The sequence below is a fragment of the Brevundimonas pondensis genome (assembly GCF_017487345.1).
Taxonomy (GTDB): Bacteria; Pseudomonadota; Alphaproteobacteria; order Caulobacterales; family Caulobacteraceae; genus Brevundimonas; species Brevundimonas pondensis.
The window spans coordinates 458,934-485,145 of record NZ_CP062006.1 but is presented as its reverse complement, the minus strand read 5'-3'; the positions used below and the strand labels follow the sequence as shown (position 1 = coordinate 485,145).

Here is a 26,212-nt window from a genome sequence, read left to right as displayed (position 1 = left end):
CTTACGCCTCCAGCCGATACCCCGCGCCGCGCACGGTCTGCAGCATGGCCTTGTCGAAGCCCTTGTCGATCTTGGAGCGCAGACGGCTGATGTGGACGTCGATGACGTTGGTCTGGGGGTCGAAATGGTATTCCCAGACCTTCTCCAGCAGCATGGTGCGCGTCACCGACTGGCCGGCGTGACGCATCAGGAACTCCAGCAACTGGAACTCGCGCGGCTGCAGGTCGATCTCGGTCGCGCCGCGGTGCACGGTGCGGCCGATCAGGTTCATCTCCAGGTCGCCGACCTTGAGCACAGTCTGCACCCCGCCCGTCTCGCGACGGCGCGCCAGGGCTTCGACCCGCGCGATCAGTTCGGCGAAGGCGTAGGGCTTGACCAGATAGTCGTCAGCCCCGGCCTTCAGGCCCGTCACCCGGTCCTCGACCTCGCCTAGCGCCGACAGGAACAGGACCGGCGTCTGATCGCCGCCCTTCCTGACCGTCTCCACCATGCCGACGCCGTCCAGGCGCGGCATCATCCGGTCCACGACATAGACGTCGTAGCCGCCTTTTTGCGATTCCAGCAGACCGAAGGCGCCGTCCACGGCATGCGTGACCTCGTGGCCGGCCTCGGACAGGCCCCGCACCATCGCGGTCGCCGCCTCGGCGTCGTCCTCGACCACCAGAATACGCATGGACCCCTCCAAAAATAGATTCGGCGGCGATGTTAGCGCATCGCCGCCGATCCCGTCAGTTAAGCCTTATTCAGACTTGGCGAAGGGCAGGACGATCGGCGCGTTTCCGGCCGAGGTCCGCACCAGCAGCAGGACGCCGGGACGGTTGGCCGAACGCGCCGCCTCGACAGCGTCCCGCAGCTCGCGAACCGTGCTCACGTTCCGACCGTTGGCCTGAACGATCACCATGCCCGGCTGGAAGCGCAGGCGACCAGCTTCCGAGCGGGCCTCGACCGCCGTCACCACCACGCCGCGCACGGTCTCCGCCAGGTCATAGCGGCTGCGCAGGGCGGCGCTGATCGGCGCCACGGTCAGACCCTCGACCTTTTCACCGGCCACGGCGGCCGGGGCGTCCGGGGCCGTCTCGTCGCCGGCTTCCGCTTCGGCCGCGCCCAGATTGGCGGGGCGGGTGCCCGCGCGCACCGTGATGGTCTGACGACGGCCTTCGCGCAGCAGTTCAAGCCTCAGGGTTTCGCCCGGCTTCACCGCGCCGACAGCCCGCGTCAGCTCATTGCTGCCCTCGATCGCACGGCCGTTCAGGCTGACGACCACGTCGCCCGCCTGCAGACCGCCCTGATCGCCCGGCGCGCCGGCCGTCACGTCGGTGATGTAGGCGCCCTTGGTGCCCTCGGGCAGCCCCAGGCTCTCGCGGTACTCATTGGTCAGATTGCCGATCGTCACGCCCAGATAGCCGCGCTCGATCTTCTCGCCGCGCATCAGACGATCCGTCGTCTCCTTGGCGATGCCCGCCGGAATGGCGAAGCCGATTCCGACCGAGCCGCCCGTCGGCGAGAAGATCGCCGTGTTCACGCCGATGACCCGGCCATAGATGTCGAAGGTCGGTCCGCCCGAGTTGCCCCGGTTGATGGCGGCGTCGATCTGGATGAAGTCGGTATAGGGGTTTTCGTTGCCGCCGATGTCACGCGCCTTGGCCGAGACGATGCCCGCCGTGGCGGTGCCGCCCAGACCGAACGGGTTGCCGACCGCGATGACCCAGTCGCCGACGCGCGGCTCGGCCTTGTCCTCGAACGAGACGAAGGGGAAGGCCGATCCCTCGACCTTGATCACCGCCAGATCCGTCAGGGGATCACGGCCGATCAGGCGCGCCTTCAGTTCGCGACCGTCGCTGAACTTGACGTTGATCTCCTCGGCGTTCTCGACGACGTGGTTGTTGGTGACGATGAAGCCGTCGGCCGAGATCAGAAAGCCCGAACCGGCGCCCAGGGCCGTGGTCGAGTTATCCTCGCCGTCGCCCGAGCTGTCAGGCGCGCCGGGCACGGGCACCGCGCCCAGGCCGGGGATCTGGATCAGGTTGCGCGGACGCTGGACCCGGGTCTTGACGTCGATCTGCACCACGGCGGGCGCGACCTGCTGGAAGATGTCGGCGAAGCTGAGCGGCGCGCCCTGCGGCGGGGCGAAGGCCAGACCCGCGGCCCCGGCCGACGGGACCAGCCGTCCCGCCTGCGCGGCGGCGGGGGCGGCGTGCGCGCCCGGCCAGCTGATGACCCCGCCCGCCGTCGCGGCGGCGGCGAAGGTCAGGCCGACGGCGGCCCCCAGAATGAACTCCTTGCGCTTCAGCATCGTCGTCCTTGCAGTCCTGAAAGCCGGAGCTCCAGAAGCTCCGTTCGCCCATGGATATAGGGGCTTATGGCCAAAGCCAATGCACGCCCTCGCGATGGTTGTTCTGCATACGCGTTCGCCGTGAGGCGCGCTTGCGTCAGGATCGCGGCGAAAGGCTTTCGCTTTGGACAGACTCGACCGGCGACGACGCCGTCAGTTCCGCCAGCGCCTGCTCTTCCTCGGCCGTCAAAGGCTGAACCTCGACCCGACGCCGCCGCGAACGCCAGACAAAGACCGCCCCCGCGCCCAGCACCAGGGCAAACGGCCCGAACCACAGCAGCCAGGTTCCGACCCGCACCGGCGGCTGGAACAGGATGTAGTCGCCGTAGCGCCGCACCAGGTCGGCGCGCACCGCCTGATCGCTCTTGCCCGCCGCGATCTCCTCGCGGACCAGACGACGCATGTCGGCGGCGATGCCCGCCGGGCTGTCGGCGATGGATTCGTGCTGGCAGACGACACAGCGAATGTCGCCGAACAGGGCCCGCGCCCGCGCCTCCTGCGCCGCGTCGGGCAAGGGGCGATCCGGCGCCGCGGGCGGCTCGGCCATCGCCGCGCCCGCCATCAGCGCCAGCGCCGCCGTAAGGGGAGCCAGCCGCCTCACGCCTTGACCTCCGCGCTCTTCTTGCGCATTTCCGCGCCGACGCGCAGCCGCCGGTCCAGCAGGGACAGCACCCCGCCCAGGGCCATGATCAGCGGACCGAGGAAGATCAGCCGCGCCCAGGGATTGTAATAGACCCGCACCGTCCAGGCCTGTTCGTTTCTCTCGGTCGCCGCTCGCTCGCCCATGACCACATAGACGTCGTCCAGCCCGCGGAAATCCAGCCCAACCTCGGTCGTCGTCTGCCCGCCCGCCGGAAAGAAGCGGCGCTCGGCGGTGACGACGCGTTCAACCGCGTTCCCCGACACCGGCATGACGGTCAGCCGCCCCTGCTCGGCCAGATAGTTCGGCCCCTCGATCACCTCGACCGCGTCCAGCCGCACCCGCCAAGGCCCCGACGACACCACGCCGCCCAAGGGAACCGCCGCCGCTGCCTCGGCCTTGAAGCTGGTCTCGACCACGGCCCCCAGGATGAAGACCCCCAGCCCCGCATGGGCCAGGGTCATGCCCCAGGCCCCCAGCGGCAGGCCCTTTGCCCGGCGCAGAGTCTCGCCCAGCGGCGCGCGAAACGCCTTGGTCCGCACGCCCAGCTCCGCCAGCGCGCCGAAGATCAGCCAGGCCCCGACACCCAAGCCCGCCGCCGCCAGCGCCTTCTTCGGCTCGAACAGCGCGAAGGCCGCAAACGCCGCGACCATGGCCAGACCCGCCGCCAGCCACAGCCGTTGCAGGGCCCCCTTCAGGTCGCCCCGCTTCCACGCCAGCAGAGGCCCGGCGGGCAGGATAAGACAGGCCACCACCAGCAGGGGAACAAAGGTCGCGTTGAAATAGGGCGGCCCCACCGAAATGGTCGCCCCCGAAATCCCCTCGAGGATCAGCGGATAGAGCGTCCCCAGCAGCACCGTCGCCGCCGCCGCCGTCAGGAAGAGGTTGTTCAGCACCAACGCGCCTTCGCGGCTGATCGGCGCGAAGGCCGCGCCCGAGCGGATCGCCGGCGCCCGCAGGGCGAACAGGATGAAGGCCGCCCCCGCCGCCACGCCCAGAATGGCCAGCAGCATCATCCCGCGCTCGGGATCGACGGCGAAGGCGTGCACCGAGGTCAGCACGCCCGAGCGCACCAGAAACGCCCCCAGCATGGAGAAGGTGAAGGCCAGGATGGCCAGAAACACCGTCCACCCGGCCAGCGCCCCGCGCCGTTCCGTGACGATGGCCGAGTGCAGCAAGGCCGCGCCCGCCAGCCACGGCATGAACGACGCATTCTCCACGGGGTCCCAGAACCACCAGCCCCCCCAGCCCAGCTCGTAATAGGCCCAGAAGGACCCCAGCAGGATGCCGACCGTCAGAAAGGCCCAGGACGCCAGCGCCCACGGCCGCACCCAGCGGCCCCAGGCCGGATCGACCCGCTTCTCGATCAGGGCGGCGACCGCCAGAGAGAAACAGACCGAAAAGCCCACATAGCCCGCGTAGAGCAGCGGCGGATGGATCGCCAGCGCCGGGTCCTGCAACAGCGGGTTCAGCGACGCGCCCTGCACCGGCGCCGGGTCCAGACGCGAGAACGGATTGGAGGTGAAGACGGCGAAGGCCAGGAACAGGGTCGACAGCGCGCCCTGCACCGCCACGCCCGAGGTCTTCAGCCCGAACGGCAGACCGCGCGCCAGGGCCAACGCCCCGCCGAAGCCGGTCATGACCAGGCACCACAGCACCAGCGAGCCCTCGTGGCTGCCCCAGGCGGCGGCGACCTTGTAGAGCATGGGCTTGTCGGTGTGGCTGTTCAGGGCCACGTTCGACACCGAGAAGTCCGACACGGCGAAGGCGTAGATCAGGGCCGCAAAGGCCAGCGCCGTCGCCGCCGCCGAGGCGATCAGGGCCCCGCCGCCCGCGCCCGCCAGCACGGGGCTGAGCCTCAGCCGCCCCGCCGCGGTCAGCACCGTGGTCAGCGCCGCCAGAACCAGGGCCAGGATCAGCGCAAACGCCCCCAGTTCGACGATCACAGCTTTTGCGCCCCGGCGGCAGGCGCCTCACCCGTTTCAGGCCGCCACTCGCCCTTTTCCTTCAGCCGGTCGGCGACTTCGCGCGGCATATAGGTCTCGTCGTGCTTGGCCAGCACCTGACTGGCCTCAAACACGCGGTCGGGCCGGAACGACCCTTGCGCCACGATGCCCTGCCCCTCGCGGAACAGGTCGGGCAGGTCGCCGTGATAGCTGACCTTGGCCGTCCCGGCGTTGTCGGTGACGACGAAGACCACCGTCCCGTCCGCGCCCTTGACCACGCTGCCGGCCTCGACCAGTCCGCCCAGACGGATCACCCGCCCGACCGGCGCGGCTTCCTCGGTCACTTCGGACGGCGAGAAAAAGTAGGTGACATTGTCCTTCATGGCCCACAGCGACAGGCCGACCGCCAGGGCCAGAACCGGCGCGGCCGCAGCCACGATCCACAGACGCCGCCGCGCCTTGGGCGATTTGGGAAGCCAGCTCATGTCAGGACATCACAGAAGGGTTGCAGCGCAGGCTCATCCAGCCCCGCCCAATCGTTGTTGCAGTTCGCCCCGGCGCGGATCGTTCGGCTCCAGCGCCGCGATCAGCGGCCCCCAGACCGCCGCCGCCCCGGCCTTGTCGCCGCGCTTCAGCGCCGCCTCGCCCAGGAAGTAGCGCGCCCCCAGCTGATCCGGGTCATGCTTCAGCGCCTCGACGAAGGCCGCCTCGGCGTCGCCGCCGACCGCGCCCTCGTTGGCCCGCACCAGGCTCTCTCCCAGCCGCGCCCAGCTCTGGGCGTCGTCCGGCTGGATCGCCAGCGCCCGGCGGAAGGCCGAGGCCGCGCCGATGGGGTCGCCCGCCTCGAAGCGCGCCGCGCCCAGCATGGTCAGGGCCTGATGGTCGTCGGGCCGATCCTTGACGATACGGCCGATCACCGCCGCCGCCTGGGCCGGCTCCAGCGTCTCGGGCGAAGCCGCCCAGTCGCGCACCCGCGTCTCATAGGCCTGATCCGCCATCCCCGGCGCGCCCAGCCCCAGATAGAGGGCCAGCGACACCGCCGCCGTCAGGCCGATCCCGCCCAAAACCCACAGCCGGTCCTTGGCCCCCACGACCGGCGTCCGCGCGTCGCGACGCGCCGCCAGCAGCCGTCGCCCCGCCTCGGCCCGCGCCGCGGTCCAGCCCGCCTCGTCCAGCAGGCCGCGTGTCTTCAGCCGGTCCAGCTCCGCCAGTTCGCGTGCCCCGGCCTCGCGGTCGACCACGACCTCGGCGTCCGCACCTCGCCGCGCCCCGGCCAGCACCAGCAGGCCGGCCAGCGCCGTGGCCAACCCTGTCATGATCCAGAAGATCGTCATGCCCGCCGTCTAGCCGATCAGGCGCGCCGACGCGAGGCTCCCGAGGTCGCAGCCTCGACCGCGACACTCGGCGGCGCGCCCGCCACCGTCAGTCGCCGCCGCACCGTGCGCTGCGCCTCCCTGGCCCCGATCAGGCCCAGCAGCTCGGCGGTCAGGGCGATGCGCTTGCGCGCGATCCCCTCGTCCGCCGCCTCGCCGTCATTCAGCCGCTCCAGCGCCTCGTCGGCCCAGGTCGCCAGCTTGCCGGTCAGGCCCTCCGCCGTCTGCCGCCGCTCGGCCTCGCAGCCGAAGACCGTCGCCGGTCCCCGCACCAGACCGACCACCGCCGCCAGAGCCTTGGCCCTCGCCGCCGTCTCGACGTCCACCGCCTCGTCCAGACGCGGCGCCGGACGGGTCATCCGCCCCGCCATGGCCGTACGCTCGACCGGCAGCACCTTGCCCGCCGCCTTCTCGGCGGCGCTGAACAGTTCCGACAGACGCAGGCCGATCTTCACCCGCGCCTGCCGCACCGCCTTGCCCCAGGCGCTGTCAGCCCGCAGCGGCAGTGTCATGTCGATCTCCGACAGGGTCTCGGCGCACCAGTCCAGATCGGCCTTCAGCAGGGCCGCGTCCGCCCCCGGCGCCGTCGGATCGAACGCCGCCGCCTCGGCCGCCCGGTGCGCCAGGGCCGTCACCACCCGGTCGACGAAGACCGCCAGCTCGCTCTCGCCCACCACCGTCTCGCGTCCGGCGGCGGGCGTGGCCAGGGCCACCAGCCTCAGCATCATCCGCGCGTCCGCCAGGTGAGCAAAGAAGATCTCCATCAGCCGCGCCGCCCCGTCCGGCGCGATCGACGCCGCCTGCCGCAGCGCCAGCTTCAGCTCCGCCGTCGCCTCCGGTCCCGGCCGTCCCAGCCAGGTCTCCAGAAACGCCAGGCTGCGCCGCGCCAACCCGGCCAGATCGAAACAGGCCGCCAGTTCCGCCACCTGATCCGCGCTCGCGCCAGGCCACAGCGTCTCGCCCTGATCCCGCACCGCCGAGGCCGCGCTCAGGCACAACCGATCAGCCACCATGCGCGACAGTTCGTCGTCACGATCCAGCTGGGGCAGCAGTTCGGGTTCATTGCGCCTGGCCAGCTTCCACAGCCGCGCTGGCGCGCTTGCGGGAAAACTCAGCCCGTCCAGCCCGTCCTCGCGTCGCCGGAACAGGGGCGTCAGCGGCGCGAAGGCCGCGTCCCGCCGTCGCCGGTCCAGCCCCTCGACCTCGACCATGTCGCGCAGCGCCCACGCCCGATCCCCCGTCATCGCCGCCGCCAGCGCTTCCAGCTGGGACAGCAGATGATCCGGGCAAGCGGCGATCAGCTGGGCCAGGGCGGCCCTTTGCGCGACCGACAGGTCCGCCATGCATTCTCCTCAGGCCGAACCGAATCCCGGCCGCCGGGGCCAGGGTGCGGCATCCGGGTTAACAGGGGATTGGGGCGCCGCCCCCAAGTCGTTCCGGGGCGCGCAGCCGATATCTGCTTCCGCCCCGTTGCAGACCATCGCCGTCTCCGGCACGACTAACGGCATGAGCAAGCCCAAAGTCGGAGACGTGTTCTTAGTGCCGCTGGATGATCAGCGCTGCGGTATCGGCCAGTTGGCTGGCGACTGGGAGGGCGAACTGTATGTCGTCATCTATGACAAGTTGGTCTCGCGGGCAGCGTTGCCGGGAGACGTGATCGGCGCGCGCCTCCAATTCGCGGCGTTGACGCTCGATGCGAAATTCCATCATGGCGACTGGCCGGTAATCGGGAACCGCCAAGACTTGCTTTCTGATCTGCCGCAACCTTGGTTCAAGGTGGACGTCGCCGGTGAGACACATATTGAGGCACGAGACAGATCGGTGATGCGTCGGGCCACGTCAGCGGAGGCGGCTCAACTTCGATACCGAACCGTTGTGGCACCAGTTCGCATTGAGAACGCCCTTAAGGCGTTAAATGGCCTAGGCGAGTGGAACCCGCGTTTCGACGACCTGCAGGCTGATTACGTCTTCCAAAGCGCAGAACTGGTTGCCGGCTAACGTCCTTTCCCACCCCTAGCGGTAGTTCAGTTTGTCCGCTTCCAGGTGCTTAGGTCATCTCCGCTACCGGGCGGCGCATGAAAGACCGCTTTCGACCCATTGCGGACATTTGAAAATTTCAGGGTGTCGCGTCGGCGCAGCGCCGGCAAGGCAAACCAACCTCTTATGAGACAGCCGGTTGCAACCCCGGACTAATGACGATTCGACGCCCGACAGGGCCATCGTAGAGCTTTAGTTCCCAGCCGTAGGGGCTCGACTTCACGTCCGCCGCAGAGGGAGGGAAGTCGAATTTTGCCAGACAATGAAGTTCATTGCAGACTCCAAGGCGGCGAAGAGACTTAAGGTCAAAAGAGCGAAGCAAGGTTATGCATTCGCTAGATCCGGAGGTGCATTGGATTGTATGATCGCCGTCATCGACTGCCATTTTGTAGGATCGAAGCGCGTTGCTTACATCCACGCCATATGCGCTAAATCCCGCGATACGGTTGCCGTGGCGACCGCATTGGCCAGTCTCGGAAATCTGGTAAATAGCGTCTTCAAAGCGATTTGTTTGAATTATTCCTAGATCCGCGCGGCGCTCTGGATAGATTTCATGTGATGACCAGAAGACCATTTTATGGATTTTTTGAACGCAAGCCCACTCTGAAATGGATACCGATCGCTCATACAATGAGAGATATCTGGGCCCAAAAGAACTCAATCTCATCCAATCATGATCCACGATCTCCCGCGGAAAATTGGGCAGAAAATTGCGGGCAAGTTCTTCTGTTGAGGCATCGAGGATTTCATAGCCCCAAGCTCGCTCATCCAGTTGACGGGTTGCATTTTCGCTCGACGCGGATTGCGCAAAGGCGGCGGAGCCAGCGGCTACAGTGGCGAGGAATATAACACCCACCATAGGCGAGGCCAGCAAACGCGCCATTCGTTGCATTTCAAGCGGGACCTTCGGAATTTAACGGGTGCTGAGACTATCCGACCGTACCGTTGGTGCCGTCCGCTTTCCACCCTTAGCCGACATTTGACACGTCTGCTTTCGGCCGAGGATCCGCGCGCCCTCACCCCTCCGCCGCGGGCAACTCCAGCAACACCTTCAGCCCGCCCATGTCGCTGTCGGCCAGGGTGACCCGACCGCCGTAGGCCCGCGTCAGATCCTCGACAATGGACAGGCCTAGGCCGGTGCCCGGCGTGTCCTCGTCCATCCGCGTGCCGCGCTTCAGGGCGGCGTCGCGCTGATCGGCGGGCAGGCCGGGGCCGTCGTCCTCGACCACCACCACCATCTGGCCGGGCACCGAGGCCCCGGCTGAAATCCGCACCCGGCGTTTGCACCATTTGGCGGCGTTCTCGATCAGGTTGCCGAAGATTTCCTGCAAATCCTGACGCTCGCCCAGGAAGGCCAGTTCGTCCGGCGCGCGCCAGTCGATTTCGACGCCCTTGGTCTCGAACACCCGCTCCAGCATGACCGCCAGCTCGTCCAGCACCTCGCCCACCGGCGTGGTTTCGCCCAGACCATGGGCGGCGCGGGCCGCGGCGCGGGCGCGGCGCAGGTGGTGGTCCACCTGATCCTGCATCACCCTGGTCTGCTTGCGCACCATGTCGGGCAGGACGCCCTCGCTGGTCCCCGCCTCGGCCAGCATGACCGCCAGCGGCGTCTTCAGCGCATGGGCCAGATTGCCGACGTGGGTGCGCTGGCGCTCCACCGTCTCCTGGTTATGGGTCAGCAGCCGGTTGACCTGCTCGGCCAGGGGCTGGATCTCGACCGGATAGACGCCCTCGATGCGGTGCGAGCTGCCCTTGCGCACGTCCGAAATCTCGTCGCGCAGGTCGAACAGGGGGCGCAGCCCCACCCGCACCTGAATAAAGACCGCCGAGACCAGACCGGCCCCCAGCAGCAGCATGGCCACCCAGGTCACGGTGGCGAACTGGCGCGTGTCGGCGTCGATGTCGGAACGGTCCACCCCGGCGAAGAAGACCACCGGCGCCGTCCGTCCCGGCAGCTGCTTCATGCTGGCGGCGATGCGCAGGGGCTCGCCCTTGGGCCCGTCCTCGGCGTTGTAGCTGATGGTCTGACCGAAGGCCGATCGCAGCCGGTCATCCAGATCAGGCGCATATTCCAGATTGGCCCGCCCCAACGAGGCCGAGCGCGCCACCACCTGCAACTGCCCGCCCGGCCCCTGCTCGGCCACCATCCAGTACTTGCCGGACAGCAGACGCTCGGTGCGGGCGTCGCGGATCTCGCCGATGAAGATCTCGCCTTCGGGGGTGATGCTGGTCGCGACCACCGCCTCGTCGATGGTGTCGCCCAGCATGTTGCCGAGCCGCCGCAGCGCCGATTCCTGAAACACCGAGGTCAGCACCACGCCCGTCACCAGCAGGGCCACCAGAATCCAGGCCGAGGCCAGCCAGATCAGACGCCGCGTCAGCGACTTGCCCGGCCGCCCGAACCAGCGGCCCCATTCGTTCCTGTGCGGCTTGGCGGGCGTTTCAGCCGCCCCGGCGTCTGTCACGGATCAGGCCGCGTCGCTCTCGCCGGCCAGCGGCGACAGGCGATAGCCCAGACCGCGCACCGTCTCGATCCGGTCCGAGCCGATCTTCTTTCTCAGACGCCCGACGAAGACCTCGATAGTGTTGGAGTCGCGGTCGAAGTCCTGATCGTACAGATGCTCGACCAGCTCGGTGCGGCTGATGACCCGGCCCTGGTGCATCATCATGTAGTGCAGCAGGCGGTATTCCAGGCTGGTCAGGCGCAGCGGCTCGCCGTTGACCGTCGCCCGCGCCGCGCGCGGGTCGAGGCGCAGGCCGCCGCACGTCAGGGTCGCCGCGGCGTGGCCGGCCGAGCGGCGCAACAGGGCGCGCAGGCGGGCCAGCAGCTCCTCGGTATGGAAGGGCTTGGTCAGATAGTCGTCGGCCCCGGCGTCAAAGCCCGCCACCTTGTCCGACCAGGCGCCCCGCGCCGTCAGGATCAACACCGGCGTGGCCTTGCCCTCGCGGCGCCAGCGCTCCAGCACCGACACGCCGTCGATCTTGGGCAGGCCCAGGTCCAGCACGACCACGTCATAGGGTTCAGTGTCGCCCAGGAACCAGGCTTCCTCGCCGTCGGGGGCGTGATCAACGGCGTATCCGGCGTCGCTCAATGCGGTCTTCAGCTGGCGCGACAGATCGACGTCGTCCTCGACAAGCAGCACCCGCATTCAGTCGTCTCCGCGAACCCGGCCTGACTGGCCGTCAACCTGTATGTCCGACACGCGTCCGCCCGGATACTCCCAGCGCACCACATAGTCGCCGCCGCGCTCCTGCACGCCCAGCATCCGGCCGGGGCGACCCGACTGGACGCGACGGGCGATGTCGCCCGGATCCGCACGGGGCGCCGAGCGGGGCGCGTCGCGCAGCCCCTGTCCCGGATAGCCTCGGGGTTGCTCCCGGCGATCGTCGTCGCGATCCCGGTCACGGCCGCGCGACTGGGCCGCCGCGTCCGTCAGGGGGACGAGGGCGATCAGACCGGCCAGCAGGAGGGCTCGAATACGCATCATGGTTTGTCTTCTAGACAGGGGCCTCTGAACGGGGGCTGAACGCAGTCTACCGTCGTTCATCCGGACAAGGAACGCGTGCAGACGGATTCTCCGTCGCTGTGACCGCCAGTCAGCATGTCCCCGCCAGGATGACGAACTTCTCATGCAGATGAACCCGATCTGAAACGCGCCGTTCAGATGCGGCTCAGCCGCCGGGTGGTCTTCTGGGATCAACGCAGCCGATCCGGTTGCGACGAACCGAAGGAGCCAAGACCATGAAGAAGCTGCTGATCCCCGCCCTGGCCGTCGCCGTCGCCTCGGCCGCCCTGCCCGCCGCCGCCCAATCCTATAATGGGGCCTATGACCGTCACGGTCCCTCGCGCGGCCACGGCTATGAGCAGAGCGACTACGGCTGGAACGCCATCGCCCAGCGCAAGCACAACCTGGACCGTCGTATCGACCGTGGCGTCCAGACCCGCCAGCTCAGCCGCCGCGAGGCCTCGCGTCTGCAGGACGAACTGGACAGCCTGGTCCGTCTGGAGCGCCAATACATGCGCGGCGGCCTGACCCGCTGGGAGCGCCAGGACCTGGACCGTCGCTATGACCGCCTGTCCGCCAAGGTCCGCTACGAGCGCAACGACTACGACGGCCGTCGCCACTGACGGCTAACCGGAAACCGGGCCTCATCCCTCCCTGTCCGAGGCCGGGTCGAGGGGCGCGATCCGCAAGGGTCGCGCCCTTTTCGTCATTCTGGCTCGACCACCCTGATCTCCGGCCAGCGGCCGCGCGCGCTGGCGATCACCTTGTCCCACCCCTTGGCCAGGCCCCGCACGGGATTGGGCCGGATCACCATGTCGAACACGTCCTGCAGACCATAGGGCGCCGCCACGCTGATCGTGTCGTCCTTCTCCAGCCGCACGGCCAGGGCGAAGGCCGGCGCCACGAACTGCGCAGGCGCGTCGTCGGTGCAGGTCAGGGCCTCATAGGCCTCGCCGAACTTGTTCTCGAACCACAGATGAACCCGCGCCTGATTGCGCACCTCGACCAGGTCCCTGAACGGCGGCTCGAAGGCGGCGGCGACGCGCTTGATGATGACGTCCTCGGCGTCCCACGAGACATCAGGATCGAAATAGCCGATGTCGTAGTCCTTGATCCCATAGCCGACCGGCCGCCCGGTCCGGTCGTTCCACACCCCCTGATAGACGGCCCCCGAAAACAACCGCCAATCCGGCAGGTCCAGGTCGCGCATCACGCTCAGCACATGCATCAGCGCCGGGTCGGCGCGGACGATCTCGATCAGTCGGGTCTCAAGGCTCATGGGCGGCAGAGACGACGATTCCGGTCTGGACGAAAGCCCTAACCCCGCAGCGGCCAGCCGTGATCCAGCGGTCCGTGCCCCTGCCCCAGCCCCGGCGCGCGGCGGATGGCCTCGGCCACATAGGCCCAGGCCTCGGCGACCGCCGTCTGCAGCGGCAGGCCCTTGGCGATCCCGGCCGCGCAGGCGCTGGCCAGGGTGCAGCCCGTGCCGTGGGTGTGGCGCGTGTCGATGCGCTCGCTCTCCAGCACCGTCTCGCCGTCGGCGGTCAGCAGCAGGTCGATGACCGTCTCGCCCGGCACATGGCCGCCCTTCATCAGCACCGCCCGCGCGCCCATGGCCAGCAGAGCCTCGCCCGCCCGGCGCTGGCCGTCCTGATCGACGACCGCAATCCCGGTCAGGGCCTCAGCCTCGGGCGCATTGGGGGTCAGCAGGGCCGCGCGCGGCACCATCAGCCGCCGCACCGCCTCCACCGCGCGGTCCTCCAGCAGCGGCGAGCCGCCCTTGGCGATCATCACGGGGTCCACCACCGTCGGCACGGTCCCGGCATAGTCGATCAGCCCGGCCACCGCCTCGACCACCTCGACCGAGCCCAGCATCCCCGTCTTCAGCGCATCGGCGCCGATGTCGTCCAGCACGGCCTTGGCCTGGGCCTCGATCACGTCGAGCGGCAGGGGATAGACCCCGTGAACCCCCAGGGTGTTCTGAATGGTGATGGCCGTGATCGCCGTGGCGGCGAACCCGCCCAGCATGGTCACCGCCTTGATGTCGGCCTGAATCCCCGCCCCGCCGCCCGAGTCGGAGCCAGCCAAAATCAAGACCCGGCCTCTTTTTGGGCCCCTATCGTCTCCGACGCGGTCGGAGACTGCTTGAGGGAGGTTGATCTCGCCCATCAGTGCGCTCCCGAAAACAGCTTCAACCCGACAATGCCCGCCACGATCAGCAGGATGCAGACCGCCCGCACCGCCGTCGCCGGCTCGCCATAGACCACGATCCCGACCGCCGCCGCGCCCACGGCGCCGATGCCGGTCCACACCGCATAGGCCGTGCCCACCGGCAGCTTCTGCGTGGCGATCCACAACCCGACCATGCTGGCGACCAGGGCCAGGACCACCCCCACCGAGATCAGCGGCCGCTGCACGCCCACATACTTGATCCCCGAGGCCCACATGACCTCGAACAGGCCCGCCACGACGAGCACCAACCACGGATTCAGAGACATGAGCCAGGACATGACGGCTGCATGGCCGAAGGCGCCCGCAGAGGCAACGCCCTTTACATTGACAATAAGCTATATTGCCAATAAACGATATATATGAACCTCGCCCTGCAAGCCCTGTCCGAACCGCACCGCATGGCCATCGTCGCCATGCTGGCCGACGGCGAACGCCCCGCCGGGGACTTCGTCGACGCCCTGCCCATCAGTCAGCCGACCGTGTCCAAACACCTGTCGGTGCTGCGCGAGGCGGGCCTGGTCACGGTGCGCAAGGACGCGCAGCGGCGTCTCTATCGCCTCAATCCCGCGCCCCTGGCCGAACTGGACGCCTGGCTGCAGCCCTATCGCCGCTTCTGGACCGGTCGCCTCGACGCGCTTGAGCACCATCTCGACAAGGAGTTTCCGCAATGACCGACACTCTCACCCTCGCCGATGATCAGGGCCGCGCGACCGAGATCGACGGCGGCTACGAAATCCGGTTCGAGCGCCGCCTGCGCCATTCGCCCGAGCGCGTCTGGGCCGCCCTGACCACGCCCGAGGGCCTCGCCTGCTGGCTGGCCGAGGCCGTGATCGACCCCACGCCCGGCGGCCGCATGGACCTCGACTTCCGCCAGCCCGCCACCGAGAAATTCCCCGACACCCCCGAGGTCCGCCGACAGGCCAACGAGGTCCTGGTCTTCCAGCCCTTCACCCGCTTCGAGCACACCTTCGGCGGCGCCGACTCGGTCGTCTCATGGCGGCTGTCGCCCGACGGCGACGGCACCAGCCTGACCCTGATCCACCGCATGTCGCGCGACTGGGAATCCAACGTCGCCAACACCCTGGCGGGCTGGCATCACCACATGGAAGGCCTCGACGACGCCGCACGCCGCACGCCCCATCCGTGGAACTGGCCGCGCTGGACCACCCTGCGCGACGCCTATGCGGCGGCCCGGCCAGCGTCAGCGGCCTGACGCCCGGGAACGACGCTAGACCTACGGCATTACATCGTTCGGTCGCGCGATCTCCGCCGACCGTTCCGGGAGGGACCATGCGTCATTCTACAATCCTTATCGCCGCCGCCGGCAGCCTTGCCCTGGCCGCCTGTTCACCGCCCGCGGCCGACAAGAGCGCCGCCGAAAAGGCCCCCGCCGCGACCGCTGCGGCCGGATCGACCCACACCGCCGAACAGGCCCGCAATCTGGCCAATTTCGACGACCTGGATTTCAACGTCTACAGCGGCCAGAAGTGGGACGAGATCGGCCGCAGCCACGCCGAGAACATCGTGGTTCACTACCCCGACGGCACCACGACGACCGGGATCGCGGCCCACCTGGACAAGCTGAAGCCGCAGTTCGTCTTCGCCCCAGACACCCGGATCAAGGAGCATCCGCTCAAGCTGGCTGACGGCGAATACACCGCGGTTCAGGGCATCATGGAAGGCACCTTCACCCAGCCTATGGACATCGGCGGCGGCAAGGTGATCCAGCCGACCGGCAAGGCGTTCAAGCTGCCCATGCTGACCGTCGGCCGCTGGGAAAACGGCGTCATGGTCGAGGAATGGCTCTACTGGGACAACCAGGCCTTCATGAAGCAGGTCGGGCTCGCGCCCTGACCGCCGCCTGAAGCTTCAGGGCCTGGACCGTCTCGCGCACGTCGTGGACGCGGACCATCCGTGCGCCGCGGCGGGCGCCTTCCAGCGCCAGGGCCAGGGAACCGCCCAGCCGGTCGCTGGCCTGAACCGCGCTAGCGTCCACGCCCTGAATCATCCGCTTGCGACTGGCGGCGTAGAGCACCGGGAAGCCCAGATCGACCAGGGCCTCCAGCCGCGCCGTCAGGGCCAGGTTGTGGTCCGTGGTCTTGGCGAAGCCGATGCCAGGGTCCAGCCAGATCTTCTCTCGCGCCACGCCCGCCGCCATCGCCGCCTCGGCCCGCGCCGCCAGATGGGCGACCACCTCGGCAACGACATCGTCGTAGCGCGGGTCATCCTGCATGGTCTTGGGCGCCCCCTTCATGTGCATCAGCACCACCTGACAGCCCAGTTCGGCTGCCGTCGCCAGACTGTCGGGGTTGTGCATCAGGGCCGTCACGTCGTTCCACATCGTTGCCCCAGCCGCCACGGCGGCCCGCGCCACGCCCGGCTTCATGGTGTCGATGCTGATCATCCCGTCCCAGCGCGCGCGGATCGCCGCGATCAGCGGCAGGGTGCGGGCGATCTCCTCGTCCTCGCTCACCGGGTCCGAGCCCGGCCGCGTGCTCTCGCCGCCGATGTCCAGAACGTCCGCCCCCTGCTCGATCAGCCGCAGGGCATGGGCCAGCGCCGCCTCGCGCGTGTCGTGCCGCCCGCCGTCCGAGAAACTGTCGGGCGTGACGTTGACGATCCCCATAACCAGCGGCGGCTTCACGAGGGATTGAAGGTCCATGCGACAAGAACTCCCAAGACGCCGGTTTGACTTTCCGCGCGCCGAGGCTCAGCCTCTAGCCACTATGGAACGTTTCGTCAGCCAGGCTCGACGCCTCACCCACGCGGGTCGCCGCGTCGAAGGCATCTAACCCGTAGCGGCCAGCCTGCGCTGTCGTCCGCTACGGGGCGCGTCGCTTCGCATTCTTCCCTAGTTCCCCAAATTCAGGATCGCGCACGCCGCCCGTCGGCCGTCCGCGAGCACGCCTGCCATGACCCCAGCTCAAGACGATCCGCCTGCACGCGGCGCCGACATCCTGCCCTTCCCGGGCCGTCGCCCGGCGACGCCGCCCGCGCCTGCGCCCCCGGCTGACGACGGCGACGACGACGGCCCCTCGGCCGCCTGACCCTTTCCTTCTTTTCTTCACACCGAGACCTGACATGACCACCGCCAAGACCCGCGGCCGCCCTCCCGCCCTGCCCGGCATCCTCCTCAGCCGCGCGGACTTCGACGCCCTGGACCGCCTGGTCGGCGACCTGCCCGGAACCGGCCCCGCCGGCCTGCTGCAACAGGAACTGGACCGCGCCGAGGTCTGCGACGACGCCGACATGCCGCGCGACGTGGTCGGGCTGAACCGCTGGCTGCACTACGCCGACGATCGCCATCCCGAGGTGCGCCGCGTCCAGCTGGTCCTGCCGCGCGAGGCCGACATCGACGCCGGCCGCGTCTCCATCCTGTCGCACGTCGGCGCCGGTCTGATCGGCCTGAAGGAAGGCGAGTCGATCAACTGGCCCGACCCCTCCGGCGAAACGCGAAGGCTCACCGCCGTGCTGATCGAGGACGAAGACCCCATCGCGGCCGTCGCCCACTGAAAGGCGTTGCGTTGGCGCTGACGTCCTCCCGGCGTCAGCCCTTCCGCCCGATCAAACCGCCGAGCGCATCCAGATAGGCCGCGAACGCCGCCCGCCCCTCCGGCGTGATGGCGATCCGCGTCAGGGGCTTGTTGTTCACGAAGCTCTTGCTGATGGCGACATAGCCCGCCTCTTCAAGCTTCTTCAGATGGACCGACAGATTGCCCTGGGTCGCCTCCAGCACCGTCTTCAGCTCGGTGAAGTCCGCCGCCTCGACGTCAGCCAGATAGACCATGATCCCCAGCCGCATGCGGCCGTGGATGACCTCGTCGATCCGTCCGAAATCGTCGGCCACTCCCATGGCGTCAGGCGGCCTTGCCGCCCGCGCGGGCGTCACGGAACAGGGCCCATCCCGGCAGGGCGAACAACAGGAATAGGGCTGCGGTGCAGACGCCCAGATAGGCGACCGGCTGGCGCACCAGCACGCCCAGGGCCACCGCCGTGACCCATCCGCCCAGCGACACCGCCAGCATCCAGCCCTTCTTCTTCAGCACCCAGGCCACGTACCAGGCCGCCGCCTGCAGGGCGAAGACGATGGCGGCGTAATAAAGCCAGACGGCGAAGTCCTGATCCCGCACCGCCCCCACGCCGAAGACGATGATGACGGCGGCGTTGGCCATGCCGGTGGCGCTGAAGGCGGCCGAGGTCACCCGCGTCGCCAGCGGCCCCCGGTTGGACGACCCGGCCTTGCGGTCCTTGAGGATCGCCCAGGTCAGGACCGCCAGAAAGGCCACGGTGATCCCGACGACAAAGGCCAGATTGGCCAGATCAGGCCAGCGGATCAGGCCGATCACCTGGCCGATGTGGAACAGGCACTGCAGGCCGTACAGCAGCCCCCCCGCCAGATAACAGATCGCCAGGGTCATCGGCGGTCGCCCGCTCCCCTCCACGATCGAGCGCATGAAGGCGAGGTCGGCTTCGGGCGTGCGGGACTTGTCGGTCATCGGGTGATTCCTGGCGCGACGCGGCTGCCCCCTCGGATGGACGCAGCCGCCAAGGTTGGCAAGCTATTCAGCGACGAGCGGGACGCCGACGCGCGCCTTGCGCCACGGCACGCGCCGCCCGTTCAGCCAGCGCCCCATGAAGCCGTGGCGCACCGTCAGCTCATAGCTGGCCAGGCAAACGGCCATGACCCCGACCACGACGATCGCCAGCTTGAGCGGCCAGACCAGCGGCCAGTCCTTCACCACCACCTGGGCCGCCATCACCAGTGGCAGATGGAGGATGTAGACCCAGTAGGAGGCGTCGGCCAGATAACGACGCAGGGCGCTGTGGCCCGACCAGAACCTCAGGGCCAGGCCGACCACGGCGAACATGCTGGCGTAGGTCGCCACGCCGAAGGCCGCCGCCGTCATGGCCTTGCTTGCCGGATCGGTCATCGGCGTCAGCACGGGCGTCGGCCCGCCCGACAGCATCAACGCCGTCGTCCCCGCGCCCAGGGCCAGCCCCAGCCAGACCGGCGCCCAGATCTCCATCCGCTTCAGCAGGTCGCGACGACGATCCAGCAGCACGCCCATGCCGAAGGCCAGACCGAAACCGACCAGGGCCGAGGTTTCGGGAACCAGGCCCGCATCCGGCGTCGGAATGCCGAAGAAGGCGATCCAGTTCGGCTCGAACCACAGAGCCAACGCCAGCGGCGCGCCCAGCACCAGCGGCCCCCACGGCCCGATCAGTCCGCCCGCCAGCCGGTCCAGTCCCCGCCCCAGACGCCCCGCCCGATCCAGCCGGGCGACAACGGCCCGCCCGATCAGCAGGGCGGCGTAGAACCATAGCAGCACCCACAGGAACCAAAGATGGGTCAGGGGAATGTTGGTCCAGTTGTACTTCGGCGGCGGCGGGGCGTCGGCGGCCGTCAGCCCCATCAGCGAAGCGTTCCACACCAGCACCGCCACGATCCCGGCCATCACCGGAAACCAGAAGGCCGCCAGCGGCCCGGCGATGCGGATCATCCTATCCTTGATGAAGCCCATCACGCCGCGCCGCTTCAGCATCATGTGGGCGAACAGACCGGCGATCAGGAAGAAGCTCCCCATGCGGAACAGGTGGATGACGAAGAAGAGCCCGCTGGCCCAGACCGACTTCTGATCGTCGGCCACGATCCAGATCTGGGCCGGAAAGAAGGACAGGCTGGCGTGCAGCACCACCCCCAGCAGCAGGGCCGCGCCCCGTAGGCCGTCCAGGCCGTGAAGGCGTTCGGTTTGATCGAATGCGGATGCCGTCATGGCGTCCTCCTGTTTCGGATAACGCCATATCTCACAGACTTGTCTAAAATACAAACTAGTCTGTTTGAAATCTCACTTCCTCCCTCACGGCCACGAAAAAGGGGCGAGCCTCACGGCCCGCCCCTTCCTCATTCAGCCTGTCCGATCCGATCAGACGGTCGGCACGCTCGTCGTCGACGCAGCGGCCGGTTCCGACGGCCTGGCCGTCTCGACCTCGACACCGTCCGAGACCGGCGTCACAGGCACCGAGACCGACGGCCCGGCGACCGTGTCATTGGCCTCGTCGCGGTTCGGGGCGACGCCCTTCTCCAGCAGATCCTTGATCTCGTCGCCCGACAGGGTCTCGTACTCCAACAGGGCCTGGGACAGCTTCTCGTGATCGCCGGCCTTGTCGGTCAGGATGCGGCGCGCCTCGTCCCAGCCTTCGGTGACGATGCGCTTGACCTCTTCGTCGATGATGCGGGCCGTCTCTTCCGAGACGTTCTGGCTGCGCGACACCGAATGGCCCAGGAAGACCTCCTCCTGGTTCTCACCATAGGCCACCGTGCCCAGCCGCTCCGAGAAGCCCCAGCGCGTGACCATGGCCCGCGCCAGCTTGGTCGCCTGCTCGATATCCGAGCTGGCGCCCGAGGTGATGCTTTCGGGGCCAAAGATCAGCTCCTCGGCGACGCGGCCGCCGGCCATGATGGCGATGCGGTCGATCATCTGCTGGAACTTCATCGAATAGCGGTCGCCTTCCGGCAGCTGCATCACCATGCCCAGGGCGCGGCCGCGCGGGACGATGGTCGCCTTGTGCACCGGGTCGGCCATCTTGACGTTGATGGCGACGATGGCGTGACCGGCCTCGTGATAGGCGGTCAGGCGACGCTCTTCCTCGTTCATGGCCATGGACTTCCGTTCGGAACCCATCATGACCTTGTCCTTGGCGTCCTCGAAGTCGCGGTGCGTGACCATGCGACGGTCCTTGCGGGCCGCCATCAGGGCCGCTTCGTTGACCAGATTGGCCAGGTCCGCGCCCGAGAAGCCCGGCGTGCCGCGCGCCAGGGTCTTGACGTTGACGTCGGCGGCCAGCGGCACATCCTTCATGTGGACGCGCAGGATGCGCTCGCGGCCCGAGACGTCGGGGTTGGGCACCACGACCTGACGGTCGAAGCGGCCCGGACGCAGCAGGGCCGGGTCCAGCACGTCGGGACGGTTGGTCGCGGCGATCAGGATGATGTTCTCGGACGCCTCGAAGCCGTCCATCTCGACCAGCAGCTGGTTCAGCGTCTGCTCGCGCTCGTCGTTGCCGCCGCCCAGGCCCGCGCCACGGTGACGACCGACGGCGTCGATCTCATCGATGAAGATGATGCACGGCGCGTTCTTCTTGGCCTGCTCGAACATGTCGCGCACGCGGCTGGCGCCGACGCCGACGAACATTTCCACGAAGTCCGAACCCGAGATCGAGAAGAAGGGCACGCCCGCCTCGCCCGCCACCGCGCGCGCCAGCAGGGTCTTGCCGGTGCCGGGAGGACCCACCAGAAGCGCGCCCTTGGGGATCTTGCCGCCCAGACGCTGGAACTTGCCCGGGTCCTTCAGGAAGTCGACGACCTCTTGCAGTTCGTCCTTGGCCTCGTCCACGCCGGCGACGTCGTCAAAGGTCTTGCGGCCCTTGTGCTCGGTCAGCAGCTTGGCCTTGGACTTGCCGAAGCCCATGGCGCCCTTCGCCCCGCCCTGCATCCGGTTCATGATGAAGAACCAGAAGGCGATGATCAGGGCCACCGGCAGCAGCAGGCCCAGCAGGCCCGACCACCAGGGCTGGCGCGTGCTCTTGACATCCACCACGGCGCCGGCCGCCTGCATCTTGTCGACCAGGTCGATGTTGGGCAGGGGGGTGACGGTCGTGAACTTCGTGTCGTTCTTGTAGACGCCGTTGACCGTGTCGCCACGCACTGTCGCCGTCTTGATCTCCTGGCCGTTGATGGCCGTGATCAGTTGCGAATAGGTGATGGGTGCAGGACGGCCCGCCGCCGCAGCCTTGGCGCCGGGCATCGCCGCGCCGCCGTTCTGGCTGATGGCGGCGTAGACCGCGACCAGCACCAGCAGCAGCCCGCCCCAGATGGCTAGATTACGCAGATTCATTCGGTCCTCGGTTTCTCGGCGCGCGCACAGGCCCCGCCGATCAGCAATCTTCCCAGGAAAATAGGTCAGTCGGCGGCGTTTCGCCATGCATGGGGTGAAAGAGGTCGGCTTCCTGCGTCGTTTCGCCCAAGGCCAGGCTCAGGCGCCCCGCTCCCAGCGCCCGCACCGTCGCCCCCCGCCATGCGAGAATCGGGCCGCTCTCCCCCTCCCGAACCAGCACGGGCAGGCCGCCGCGCGCCGCCGCCGGCAAGCCTGCGACCACGCGCCGATCATCCTCGGACAGTTGCGCCAGTCGCCCCGCCGCCGCCTCGACCCGCCAGCGTGCCCCGCGCGCCGTGATCTCGAAGCGCCCGTCCCAGACGGCCGCCACGTCGGGCGTCAGCGTCACAGACTCCGGCGGGCGCCGCTTCATCTCCCCGGCTCGCGCATCAGCAGAACCGACGTCCCCTCCGCCTCGATCCGCGCCCCCGCCAGACCCGCGGCGAAGTCCTCGCCCGCCGCCAGCCTCGCCCTCAGCCGTTCCAGCCGCTCCCCGCGCGGCGGCGTCGATCCGCCCCCGCGCACAGCAGCCCCGCCGCCAGCCTGGACGCCGAGGCGTCGCGCGGAATGTCCACAATCCCAGCCCAAGCCAGATCGGCTCCCTTCCCCCTCGAGGGGGAAGGGTCGGGGATCTGGGGGTGTGTACGCAGAGTTTGAATGTTGAACCCAAGAGGCGACGCCCTCTGCGTCTCCACTGTCTGATAAGCCACCCCAGAGGACACACACCCCCACCCAACCCCCCCCTCGAGGGGGAGGGCTACCGCGCGCAAAGCCGCCCGCGCCCGGCCGCGTCCGAAAGCGTTCGTCCGCATTGGCCGGGTCCTCGATCCACGTCGCCCCGCGCACCCGCAGTTCCTCCCGCAAAGTCTCGCGCCGCTCGTCCAGCAAAGGCCGCAGCAGCATCAGCCCCCGTCCCCGCGGCCAGACCGGCGACGGCGACCACTCGCGCACCCGCCCCAGGGTCGAGCCGCGCGCCCGCATCCAGTCAGCCTCGGCTATGTCGTCCAGCGTGTGAGCCAGCAGCACGACCCGCGCCCCCGCCGCCCGCGCCGCCTCGGCGATCAGCCCATGCCGCGCCGCCCGCGCCCGCGCCGTCAGCCCCGACCCGACGACGGGCGCATCCCAGCTCAGCCCTCTCCAGTCGGCCCCGACCGCCCGCGCGGCCTCGCCCGCGAACCGGGTCCAGTCCGCGCTCATCGGATTGAGATTGTGATCCACCGTCAGGGCCAGCAGCCGCCGCCCACGCGCCTTCGCCCAGTCTACGGCCAGATGCAGCAGGGCCACGGAATCGCCCCCGCCCGACAGGGCCAGGACGACCGGCTCGGCCCGCTCGCGGTCCAGACGCCTATCCAGCCGGGCGAAGACCCGACCGGTCAGGCCCTCGGCGTCGGCTGGCGTCAGCTGCAGCTCGCCCGCGTGCGCAGTTGCGTGGCGCGGGTCTTCTGCGCCGCCGTCGCCGTCTCGGCGTAGCGGCGGGTGAACTCGTTCAGGCGCCGCAGGCCTGAGTGTTGTTGCGGTCCGTGGCGCGCAGGGCCTCGGCCAGCTTCAGCGTCGTCTCCGGCGCCCAGGGCGTGCGCGGCCAGCCGTTCAGGGCGGCGGCGTAGGCGGGCACGGCGGCGGCGTTGTCGCGGGCGGCGACGTGCAGGTCGCCCAGACGGCTGTTGGCTTCACGCGACTGCGGCGTATTGGGCCAGGTGACGATGACCGTCTCCAGCGCCCGTTGCCCGCGCGCGCCGTCTGTTCCCAGCAGACGCAGGGCCGCCGTCAGATCCTGGGCCGCGTCGCCGGTCGGCGAGTTGGCGACGATCGGCCCGTTCAGCTCGGCCTCTTCCTCGGCGGCCTTCTCGGCGCGCTCGACCCGGCCTTCCAGATCACGCAGGCGACGGCTCAGGGCGGCGTTGTCGCGCGTCGCCTCGTCCAGCTGGAAGGTCAGACGCTCGCTGTCGGCGTTCATGCGCTGGAAGGTCTGCTCCACGTCGGCCAGACGCCGCTCCAGGATCGAAACCTGGCCCTGCATGGCCACGACCTCGGGGTCGGGCTCGACCAGGACAGGCTGGCCGGCGGCGTTCCTCTGGGTCAGGGCGCGCTCCAGACGGCGGACGTTGCGGTCCAGCTGATCCAGACGGCGCTTGTCCCACTGGACCGGCTCCATCGGCGCGACCTGGGCGACGACCGCGCCCCCGATCAGGGTCAGACCGATCGCCGTCAACGCAGCGGATTTGGAAAAAGGCAGCTTCAGCATGTCTCAAGTCGTCCCATCGATTTGCGGCGCCCGCAAGGCCAAGTTCGAGGTCGAGATCAGTGGCCGAGGCCCAGATAGATGATCGACACGATGAACAGGGTCGCCGCGATCTCGCAGAAGATCAGCAGGGCCACGGTCCGCCAAAGGGTCGAGAAGATCTTCAGGCTGTAGGCGCCCTTCAGCTGGGCGAACATGTGCACCGGCACGATCAGGCTCGCCACCAGGCCCGCGAACGGCCCCGCCCCCTTCACCGTCGTCGCCAGGACCACCACCGCCATCAGCAGCAGGGACATGAAGGTCAGCGAATAGAGAACGAAGACCCCGTGGTCGTACAGGGTGAACCCCGCTTCCACAGGAACATCAGGGCCACGAACGGGATGGACAGCGGCACCAGCAGGAAGGCGAACTTGTAGACCGTCTGCTGCAGCTTGTAGAGCGCCCGGTCCGGGTTCTTCAGTTTCTTGGCCACGGTCTTGGTCAGGCCATTGACCTCGCCGTCCTTGCCCACGTCTCCGGCGATGTCGGCCACCTGGGCCTGCCAGGTGCCCGGCGTCAGGCCATCCTTGCGGCCCTCGACGGCGTCGTGCTCCAGGCGCTCCAGCTTGGCCTTCTCGCTGATCACCCCGGCCTGGGCGGCGGCCAGGACCCCGGCGGCGACCCCGGCCCGCGCCCCGCTGTTGGGCGCAGGGGGCGCGCCGTCGGCGGGCTCCATCGCCGCGACGGCGGCGCCGACCTCCTTCTGGGCGGCGACGACGACCTGCTCGGCCTCGGCGATCGCCTCGCGCTGGACGGCGATCTGCTCCGGCAGCCCCTGCAGCTTCACCTCCGAGTGGGGCATGAAGCTGAGCGCGAAGAACATGACGAACAGGGTGAACAGGAACATCGCCAGAGGCGAGACGTAGCGCGTCCGCCGGCCTTGCACCCATTCGCGCGTCAACCGTCCGGGATTGAGGATCAGCAGCGGCAGGGTGCGCCAGAAGCGGCCGTCGAAATGCATGACGCCGTGCAGCAACTCCTCGCCCAGATGCAGCAAGGTGCGGTGCACATGCGCCGCCTGCCCGCAGTTGGAGCAGAACCGTCCCGTCACCTCGACCCCGCAGTCGGCGCAGGTCGTGTGATGATCCCCGCCTGCCCCGTCGGCTTCTCAATCGCGCCTGCGATGATGCCGCCCGTCATGGCGCCGCCCGCTGCTTCCAGATCAATCACGCAAAGTCCCCGGATTCGGCGCGGACTTTGGTCTTCCCCGCTCTCAAAGAAAAGAGGCGCCGACCGCAAAGTCGACGCCTCCCACTCATTCAGTCGCTATCGCGTGGTTTAGCGCGGCGCGCCCGACACGATGGCGGTGTGGGCGTTGCGGTTCTGGGCCCAGGCGCTCTCGTTCGAGCCTTCAACGATCGGGCGCTCCTTGCCGAAGCTGATGGTGTCGATGCGGCCGGCCGGCACGCCACGCTGGATCAGATAGGTGCGGACGGCCTCGGCGCGGCGGGCGCCCAGGGCCAGGTTGTATTCACGCGTGCCGCGTTCGTCGGCGTTGCCTTCGATGCGGACCGTGACCTGCGGATAGCGGGCCAGCCAGGCGGCCTGGGCGTCCAGACGCGGCTGGGCTTCCGGGCGCACCGAATAGGAATCCAGATCGAAGTAGACGCGGTCGCCCACGTTGACGACGAAGTCCTGCTCCGAGCCCGGCATGGGGCGCCGACATTGCCGCCGGTGACAGGGCCGGTCGGGGCGGTCGGATACTGCGGAGCGGTCGGCTGGGTCGGCTCGACCGGGACGGCCGGCTCCACCTTGGGCTTGGGCGCGCAGGCGGCCAGGGCGGCGACGGCGGCGCTGACGGTCGCCAGCTTGATCAGGGTCGAAGTGTTCATCGGGTCGTCTCCTTGGTTCGGTCTGAGGACGGCGGCCTCAAGCTTGGCTGTTGTCGGGGTCAGCTAGACTGCGGCGCCGCGTCGCGCCAGACGCGATAACGC

The 26,212-nt window shown here is 68.8% G+C and carries 32 protein-coding genes and 1 pseudogene; 8 read left to right on the top strand and 25 right to left on the bottom strand.

Annotated elements, in window-relative coordinates; translation table 11 throughout:
- Window position 1: 1 nt before the first annotated feature.
- From IFE19_RS02705 to IFE19_RS02675, 7 genes are all read right to left on the bottom strand, one after another.
- Window positions 2–673: a response regulator transcription factor gene (locus IFE19_RS02705; protein ID WP_105562419.1), complete on the bottom strand. Its 672-nt coding sequence runs from the start codon at window positions 671–673 to the stop codon at window positions 2–4.
- Window positions 674–739: 66 nt separating this feature from the next.
- Window positions 740–2,293, bottom strand: coding sequence for a Do family serine endopeptidase (locus IFE19_RS02700; protein ID WP_207825438.1), 1,554 nt, complete (start codon window positions 2,291–2,293; stop codon window positions 740–742).
- Window positions 2,294–2,429: 136 nt separating this feature from the next.
- Window positions 2,430–2,933, bottom strand: a complete 504-nt coding sequence (locus tag IFE19_RS02695; protein ID WP_225910365.1) for a cytochrome c-type biogenesis protein — start codon at window positions 2,931–2,933, stop codon at window positions 2,430–2,432.
- Window positions 2,930–4,918 (bottom strand): heme lyase CcmF/NrfE family subunit, encoded by a 1,989-nt coding sequence (locus IFE19_RS02690; protein ID WP_207825437.1) that lies wholly within the window; start codon window positions 4,916–4,918, stop codon window positions 2,930–2,932. The genes IFE19_RS02695 and IFE19_RS02690 overlap by 4 nt, the downstream gene beginning before the upstream one ends.
- Window positions 4,915–5,403: a cytochrome c maturation protein CcmE gene (ccmE, locus tag IFE19_RS02685; protein WP_207825436.1), complete on the bottom strand. Its 489-nt coding sequence runs from the start codon at window positions 5,401–5,403 to the stop codon at window positions 4,915–4,917. Before ccmE ends, IFE19_RS02690 begins: the two co-directional genes overlap by 4 nt.
- A gap of 33 nt (window positions 5,404–5,436) precedes the next feature.
- Window positions 5,437–6,252, bottom strand: coding sequence for a c-type cytochrome biogenesis protein CcmI (gene ccmI, locus IFE19_RS02680; protein ID WP_207825435.1), 816 nt, complete (start codon window positions 6,250–6,252; stop codon window positions 5,437–5,439).
- A 17-nt stretch (window positions 6,253–6,269) separates the two neighbouring features.
- On the bottom strand, window positions 6,270–7,634 hold the full coding sequence (locus IFE19_RS02675; RefSeq protein ID WP_207825434.1) for a hypothetical protein: 1,365 nt from the start codon (window positions 7,632–7,634) through the stop codon (window positions 6,270–6,272).
- Between the two features lie 163 nt (window positions 7,635–7,797).
- Here IFE19_RS02675 and IFE19_RS02670 point away from each other — a divergent pair, with 163 nt between their 5' ends.
- A complete protein-coding gene (locus IFE19_RS02670) occupies window positions 7,798–8,289 on the top strand; it encodes an Imm26 family immunity protein (RefSeq protein WP_207825433.1) in 492 nt (163 codons plus the stop codon).
- Window positions 8,290–8,452: 163 nt separating this feature from the next.
- Here the strand turns inward: IFE19_RS02670 and IFE19_RS02665 are convergent, their stop codons facing one another.
- The 4 genes from IFE19_RS02665 to IFE19_RS02650 all read right to left on the bottom strand — a co-directional run bounded on the left by IFE19_RS02665 (window position 8,453) and on the right by IFE19_RS02650 (window position 11,816).
- The gene (locus IFE19_RS02665; protein ID WP_207825431.1) at window positions 8,453–9,211 is read right to left on the bottom strand and encodes a hypothetical protein; all 759 of its coding nucleotides are present in this window, start codon (window positions 9,209–9,211) and stop codon (window positions 8,453–8,455) included.
- Window positions 9,212–9,344: 133 nt separating this feature from the next.
- Window positions 9,345–10,793: a sensor histidine kinase gene (locus IFE19_RS02660; RefSeq protein ID WP_207825430.1), complete on the bottom strand. Its 1,449-nt coding sequence runs from the start codon at window positions 10,791–10,793 to the stop codon at window positions 9,345–9,347.
- Window positions 10,794–10,796: 3 nt separating this feature from the next.
- Window positions 10,797–11,477, bottom strand: a complete 681-nt coding sequence (locus tag IFE19_RS02655; RefSeq protein WP_207825428.1) for a response regulator transcription factor — start codon at window positions 11,475–11,477, stop codon at window positions 10,797–10,799.
- Entirely contained in the window at window positions 11,478–11,816 is a 339-nt protein-coding gene (locus IFE19_RS02650) for a hypothetical protein (protein ID WP_207825426.1), read from the bottom strand. It lies immediately after the preceding gene.
- A gap of 254 nt (window positions 11,817–12,070) precedes the next feature.
- Here IFE19_RS02650 and IFE19_RS02645 point away from each other — a divergent pair, with 254 nt between their 5' ends.
- Window positions 12,071–12,457, top strand: coding sequence for a hypothetical protein (locus tag IFE19_RS02645; RefSeq protein WP_207825423.1), 387 nt, complete (start codon window positions 12,071–12,073; stop codon window positions 12,455–12,457).
- Window positions 12,458–12,540: 83 nt separating this feature from the next.
- Here IFE19_RS02645 and IFE19_RS02640 read toward each other — a convergent pair whose 3' ends face one another.
- The 3 genes from IFE19_RS02640 to IFE19_RS02630 form a co-directional block, all read right to left on the bottom strand.
- Window positions 12,541–13,113: a nucleotidyltransferase family protein gene (locus tag IFE19_RS02640; RefSeq protein WP_207825421.1), complete on the bottom strand. Its 573-nt coding sequence runs from the start codon at window positions 13,111–13,113 to the stop codon at window positions 12,541–12,543.
- 38 nt (window positions 13,114–13,151) lie between these two features.
- On the bottom strand, window positions 13,152–13,922 hold the full coding sequence (thiD, locus tag IFE19_RS02635) for a bifunctional hydroxymethylpyrimidine kinase/phosphomethylpyrimidine kinase (RefSeq protein ID WP_263972807.1): 771 nt from the start codon (window positions 13,920–13,922) through the stop codon (window positions 13,152–13,154).
- Between the two features lie 80 nt (window positions 13,923–14,002).
- Window positions 14,003–14,344, bottom strand: a complete 342-nt coding sequence (locus IFE19_RS02630; protein ID WP_207825420.1) for a DMT family transporter — start codon at window positions 14,342–14,344, stop codon at window positions 14,003–14,005.
- Window positions 14,345–14,425: 81 nt separating this feature from the next.
- Here IFE19_RS02630 and IFE19_RS02625 point away from each other — a divergent pair, with 81 nt between their 5' ends.
- From IFE19_RS02625 to IFE19_RS02615, 3 genes are all read left to right on the top strand, one after another.
- On the top strand, window positions 14,426–14,737 hold the full coding sequence (locus tag IFE19_RS02625) for an ArsR/SmtB family transcription factor (RefSeq protein ID WP_207825419.1): 312 nt from the start codon (window positions 14,426–14,428) through the stop codon (window positions 14,735–14,737).
- Window positions 14,734–15,279: an SRPBCC family protein gene (locus IFE19_RS02620; protein WP_207825418.1), complete on the top strand. Its 546-nt coding sequence runs from the start codon at window positions 14,734–14,736 to the stop codon at window positions 15,277–15,279. Before IFE19_RS02625 ends, IFE19_RS02620 begins: the two co-directional genes overlap by 4 nt.
- Window positions 15,280–15,356: 77 nt before the next feature.
- Window positions 15,357–15,920, top strand: coding sequence for an ester cyclase (locus tag IFE19_RS02615; protein WP_207825417.1), 564 nt, complete (start codon window positions 15,357–15,359; stop codon window positions 15,918–15,920).
- Here the strand turns inward: IFE19_RS02615 and folP are convergent.
- The gene (gene folP, locus IFE19_RS02610; protein ID WP_207825416.1) at window positions 15,892–16,728 is read right to left on the bottom strand and encodes a dihydropteroate synthase; all 837 of its coding nucleotides are present in this window, start codon (window positions 16,726–16,728) and stop codon (window positions 15,892–15,894) included. The two genes, IFE19_RS02615 and folP, sit on opposite strands and share 29 nt — an antisense overlap.
- A 250-nt stretch (window positions 16,729–16,978) precedes the next feature.
- Here folP and IFE19_RS17825 point away from each other — a divergent pair, with 250 nt between their 5' ends.
- Together IFE19_RS17825 and IFE19_RS02605 are read left to right on the top strand one after the other, a co-directional pair.
- Window positions 16,979–17,113, top strand: a complete 135-nt coding sequence (locus IFE19_RS17825; RefSeq protein ID WP_263972806.1) for a hypothetical protein — start codon at window positions 16,979–16,981, stop codon at window positions 17,111–17,113.
- Window positions 17,114–17,147: 34 nt separating this feature from the next.
- Window positions 17,148–17,579 carry a GreA/GreB family elongation factor gene (locus IFE19_RS02605; RefSeq protein ID WP_207825415.1) on the top strand — a complete coding sequence of 144 codons (432 nt, stop codon included), beginning with the start codon at window positions 17,148–17,150 and terminating at the stop codon, window positions 17,577–17,579.
- Between the two features lie 34 nt (window positions 17,580–17,613).
- Here the strand turns inward: IFE19_RS02605 and IFE19_RS02600 are convergent, their stop codons facing one another.
- The 6 genes from IFE19_RS02600 to IFE19_RS02580 form a co-directional block, all read right to left on the bottom strand.
- Window positions 17,614–17,919 carry a winged helix-turn-helix domain-containing protein gene (locus IFE19_RS02600; RefSeq protein ID WP_207825414.1) on the bottom strand — a complete coding sequence of 102 codons (306 nt, stop codon included), beginning with the start codon at window positions 17,917–17,919 and terminating at the stop codon, window positions 17,614–17,616.
- A gap of 4 nt (window positions 17,920–17,923) precedes the next feature.
- Window positions 17,924–18,562 (bottom strand): hypothetical protein, encoded by a 639-nt coding sequence (locus IFE19_RS02595; protein ID WP_207825413.1) that lies wholly within the window; start codon window positions 18,560–18,562, stop codon window positions 17,924–17,926.
- Between the two features lie 63 nt (window positions 18,563–18,625).
- Complete coding sequence (locus tag IFE19_RS02590; protein ID WP_207825411.1) at window positions 18,626–19,840, bottom strand: acyltransferase family protein; 1,215 nt, start codon at window positions 19,838–19,840, stop codon at window positions 18,626–18,628.
- Window positions 19,841–19,990: 150 nt separating this feature from the next.
- The gene (gene ftsH, locus IFE19_RS02585; protein ID WP_207825409.1) at window positions 19,991–21,961 is read right to left on the bottom strand and encodes an ATP-dependent zinc metalloprotease FtsH; all 1,971 of its coding nucleotides are present in this window, start codon (window positions 21,959–21,961) and stop codon (window positions 19,991–19,993) included.
- A gap of 40 nt (window positions 21,962–22,001) precedes the next feature.
- Complete coding sequence (locus IFE19_RS17515) at window positions 22,002–22,349, bottom strand: hypothetical protein (RefSeq protein WP_225910364.1); 348 nt, start codon at window positions 22,347–22,349, stop codon at window positions 22,002–22,004.
- A gap of 20 nt (window positions 22,350–22,369) precedes the next feature.
- Window positions 22,370–23,284 (bottom strand): tRNA lysidine(34) synthetase, encoded by a 915-nt coding sequence (locus tag IFE19_RS02580; protein ID WP_263972805.1) that lies wholly within the window; start codon window positions 23,282–23,284, stop codon window positions 22,370–22,372.
- Here IFE19_RS02580 and IFE19_RS17510 point away from each other — a divergent pair.
- Window positions 23,270–23,470, top strand: a complete 201-nt coding sequence (locus tag IFE19_RS17510; RefSeq protein WP_225910363.1) for a hypothetical protein — start codon at window positions 23,270–23,272, stop codon at window positions 23,468–23,470. The genes IFE19_RS02580 and IFE19_RS17510 overlap by 15 nt on opposite strands.
- Before the next feature lie 16 nt (window positions 23,471–23,486).
- Here the strand turns inward: IFE19_RS17510 and IFE19_RS02575 are convergent, their stop codons facing one another.
- The 4 genes and pseudogenes from IFE19_RS02575 to pal all read right to left on the bottom strand — a co-directional run bounded on the left by IFE19_RS02575 (window position 23,487) and on the right by pal (window position 26,110).
- Window positions 23,487–24,242 carry a tol-pal system YbgF family protein gene (locus IFE19_RS02575; protein WP_225910362.1) on the bottom strand — a complete coding sequence of 252 codons (756 nt, stop codon included), beginning with the start codon at window positions 24,240–24,242 and terminating at the stop codon, window positions 23,487–23,489.
- Between the two features lie 56 nt (window positions 24,243–24,298).
- Window positions 24,299–24,595 carry a hypothetical protein gene (locus IFE19_RS17505; RefSeq protein ID WP_225910361.1) on the bottom strand — a complete coding sequence of 99 codons (297 nt, stop codon included), beginning with the start codon at window positions 24,593–24,595 and terminating at the stop codon, window positions 24,299–24,301.
- Window positions 24,541–25,287, bottom strand: coding sequence for a DUF3667 domain-containing protein (locus tag IFE19_RS02570; protein ID WP_225910360.1), 747 nt, complete (start codon window positions 25,285–25,287; stop codon window positions 24,541–24,543). The genes IFE19_RS17505 and IFE19_RS02570 overlap by 55 nt, the downstream gene beginning before the upstream one ends.
- 269 nt (window positions 25,288–25,556) lie before the next feature.
- A pseudogene (gene pal, locus IFE19_RS02565) lies at window positions 25,557–26,110 on the bottom strand (peptidoglycan-associated lipoprotein Pal).
- Between the last annotated feature and the right edge of the window lie 102 nt (window positions 26,111–26,212).

What these genes read in the sequence shown, in the direction of transcription:
- IFE19_RS02675 (WP_207825434.1), bottom strand. Translation starts at nt 7,634, where the DNA reads ATGGCGGACCTGTCGGTCGCGCAAAGGGCCGCCCTGGCCCAGCTGATC.
- IFE19_RS02620 (WP_207825418.1), top strand. Translation starts at nt 14,734, where the DNA reads ATGACCGACACTCTCACCCTCGCCGATGATCAGGGCCGCGCGACCGAG.
- ftsH (WP_207825409.1), bottom strand. Translation starts at nt 21,961, where the DNA reads ATGAATCTGCGTAATCTAGCCATCTGGGGCGGGCTGCTGCTGGTGCTG.
- IFE19_RS02590 (WP_207825411.1), bottom strand. Translation starts at nt 19,840, where the DNA reads ATGACGGCATCCGCATTCGATCAAACCGAACGCCTTCACGGCCTGGAC.
- ccmI (WP_207825435.1), bottom strand. Translation starts at nt 6,252, where the DNA reads ATGACGATCTTCTGGATCATGACAGGGTTGGCCACGGCGCTGGCCGGC.
- IFE19_RS02705 (WP_105562419.1), bottom strand. Translation starts at nt 673, where the DNA reads ATGCGTATTCTGGTGGTCGAGGACGACGCCGAGGCGGCGACCGCGATG.
- IFE19_RS17510 (WP_225910363.1), top strand. Translation starts at nt 23,270, where the DNA reads ATGCAGCAGGGCCACGGAATCGCCCCCGCCCGACAGGGCCAGGACGAC.
- IFE19_RS02700 (WP_207825438.1), bottom strand. Translation starts at nt 2,293, where the DNA reads ATGCTGAAGCGCAAGGAGTTCATTCTGGGGGCCGCCGTCGGCCTGACC.
- ccmE (WP_207825436.1), bottom strand. Translation starts at nt 5,403, where the DNA reads ATGAGCTGGCTTCCCAAATCGCCCAAGGCGCGGCGGCGTCTGTGGATC.
- IFE19_RS02670 (WP_207825433.1), top strand. Translation starts at nt 7,798, where the DNA reads ATGAGCAAGCCCAAAGTCGGAGACGTGTTCTTAGTGCCGCTGGATGAT.
- IFE19_RS02645 (WP_207825423.1), top strand. Translation starts at nt 12,071, where the DNA reads ATGAAGAAGCTGCTGATCCCCGCCCTGGCCGTCGCCGTCGCCTCGGCC.
- IFE19_RS02595 (WP_207825413.1), bottom strand. Translation starts at nt 18,562, where the DNA reads ATGACCGACAAGTCCCGCACGCCCGAAGCCGACCTCGCCTTCATGCGC.
- IFE19_RS02640 (WP_207825421.1), bottom strand. Translation starts at nt 13,113, where the DNA reads ATGAGCCTTGAGACCCGACTGATCGAGATCGTCCGCGCCGACCCGGCG.
- IFE19_RS17825 (WP_263972806.1), top strand. Translation starts at nt 16,979, where the DNA reads ATGACCCCAGCTCAAGACGATCCGCCTGCACGCGGCGCCGACATCCTG.
- IFE19_RS02605 (WP_207825415.1), top strand. Translation starts at nt 17,148, where the DNA reads ATGACCACCGCCAAGACCCGCGGCCGCCCTCCCGCCCTGCCCGGCATC.
- IFE19_RS02655 (WP_207825428.1), bottom strand. Translation starts at nt 11,477, where the DNA reads ATGCGGGTGCTGCTTGTCGAGGACGACGTCGATCTGTCGCGCCAGCTG.
- IFE19_RS02575 (WP_225910362.1), bottom strand. Translation starts at nt 24,242, where the DNA reads ATGCTGAAGCTGCCTTTTTCCAAATCCGCTGCGTTGACGGCGATCGGT.
- IFE19_RS02650 (WP_207825426.1), bottom strand. Translation starts at nt 11,816, where the DNA reads ATGATGCGTATTCGAGCCCTCCTGCTGGCCGGTCTGATCGCCCTCGTC.
- IFE19_RS02625 (WP_207825419.1), top strand. Translation starts at nt 14,426, where the DNA reads ATGAACCTCGCCCTGCAAGCCCTGTCCGAACCGCACCGCATGGCCATC.
- folP (WP_207825416.1), bottom strand. Translation starts at nt 16,728, where the DNA reads ATGGACCTTCAATCCCTCGTGAAGCCGCCGCTGGTTATGGGGATCGTC.
- IFE19_RS02665 (WP_207825431.1), bottom strand. Translation starts at nt 9,211, where the DNA reads ATGGCGCGTTTGCTGGCCTCGCCTATGGTGGGTGTTATATTCCTCGCC.
- IFE19_RS02600 (WP_207825414.1), bottom strand. Translation starts at nt 17,919, where the DNA reads ATGGGAGTGGCCGACGATTTCGGACGGATCGACGAGGTCATCCACGGC.
- IFE19_RS02615 (WP_207825417.1), top strand. Translation starts at nt 15,357, where the DNA reads ATGCGTCATTCTACAATCCTTATCGCCGCCGCCGGCAGCCTTGCCCTG.
- IFE19_RS02630 (WP_207825420.1), bottom strand. Translation starts at nt 14,344, where the DNA reads ATGTCCTGGCTCATGTCTCTGAATCCGTGGTTGGTGCTCGTCGTGGCG.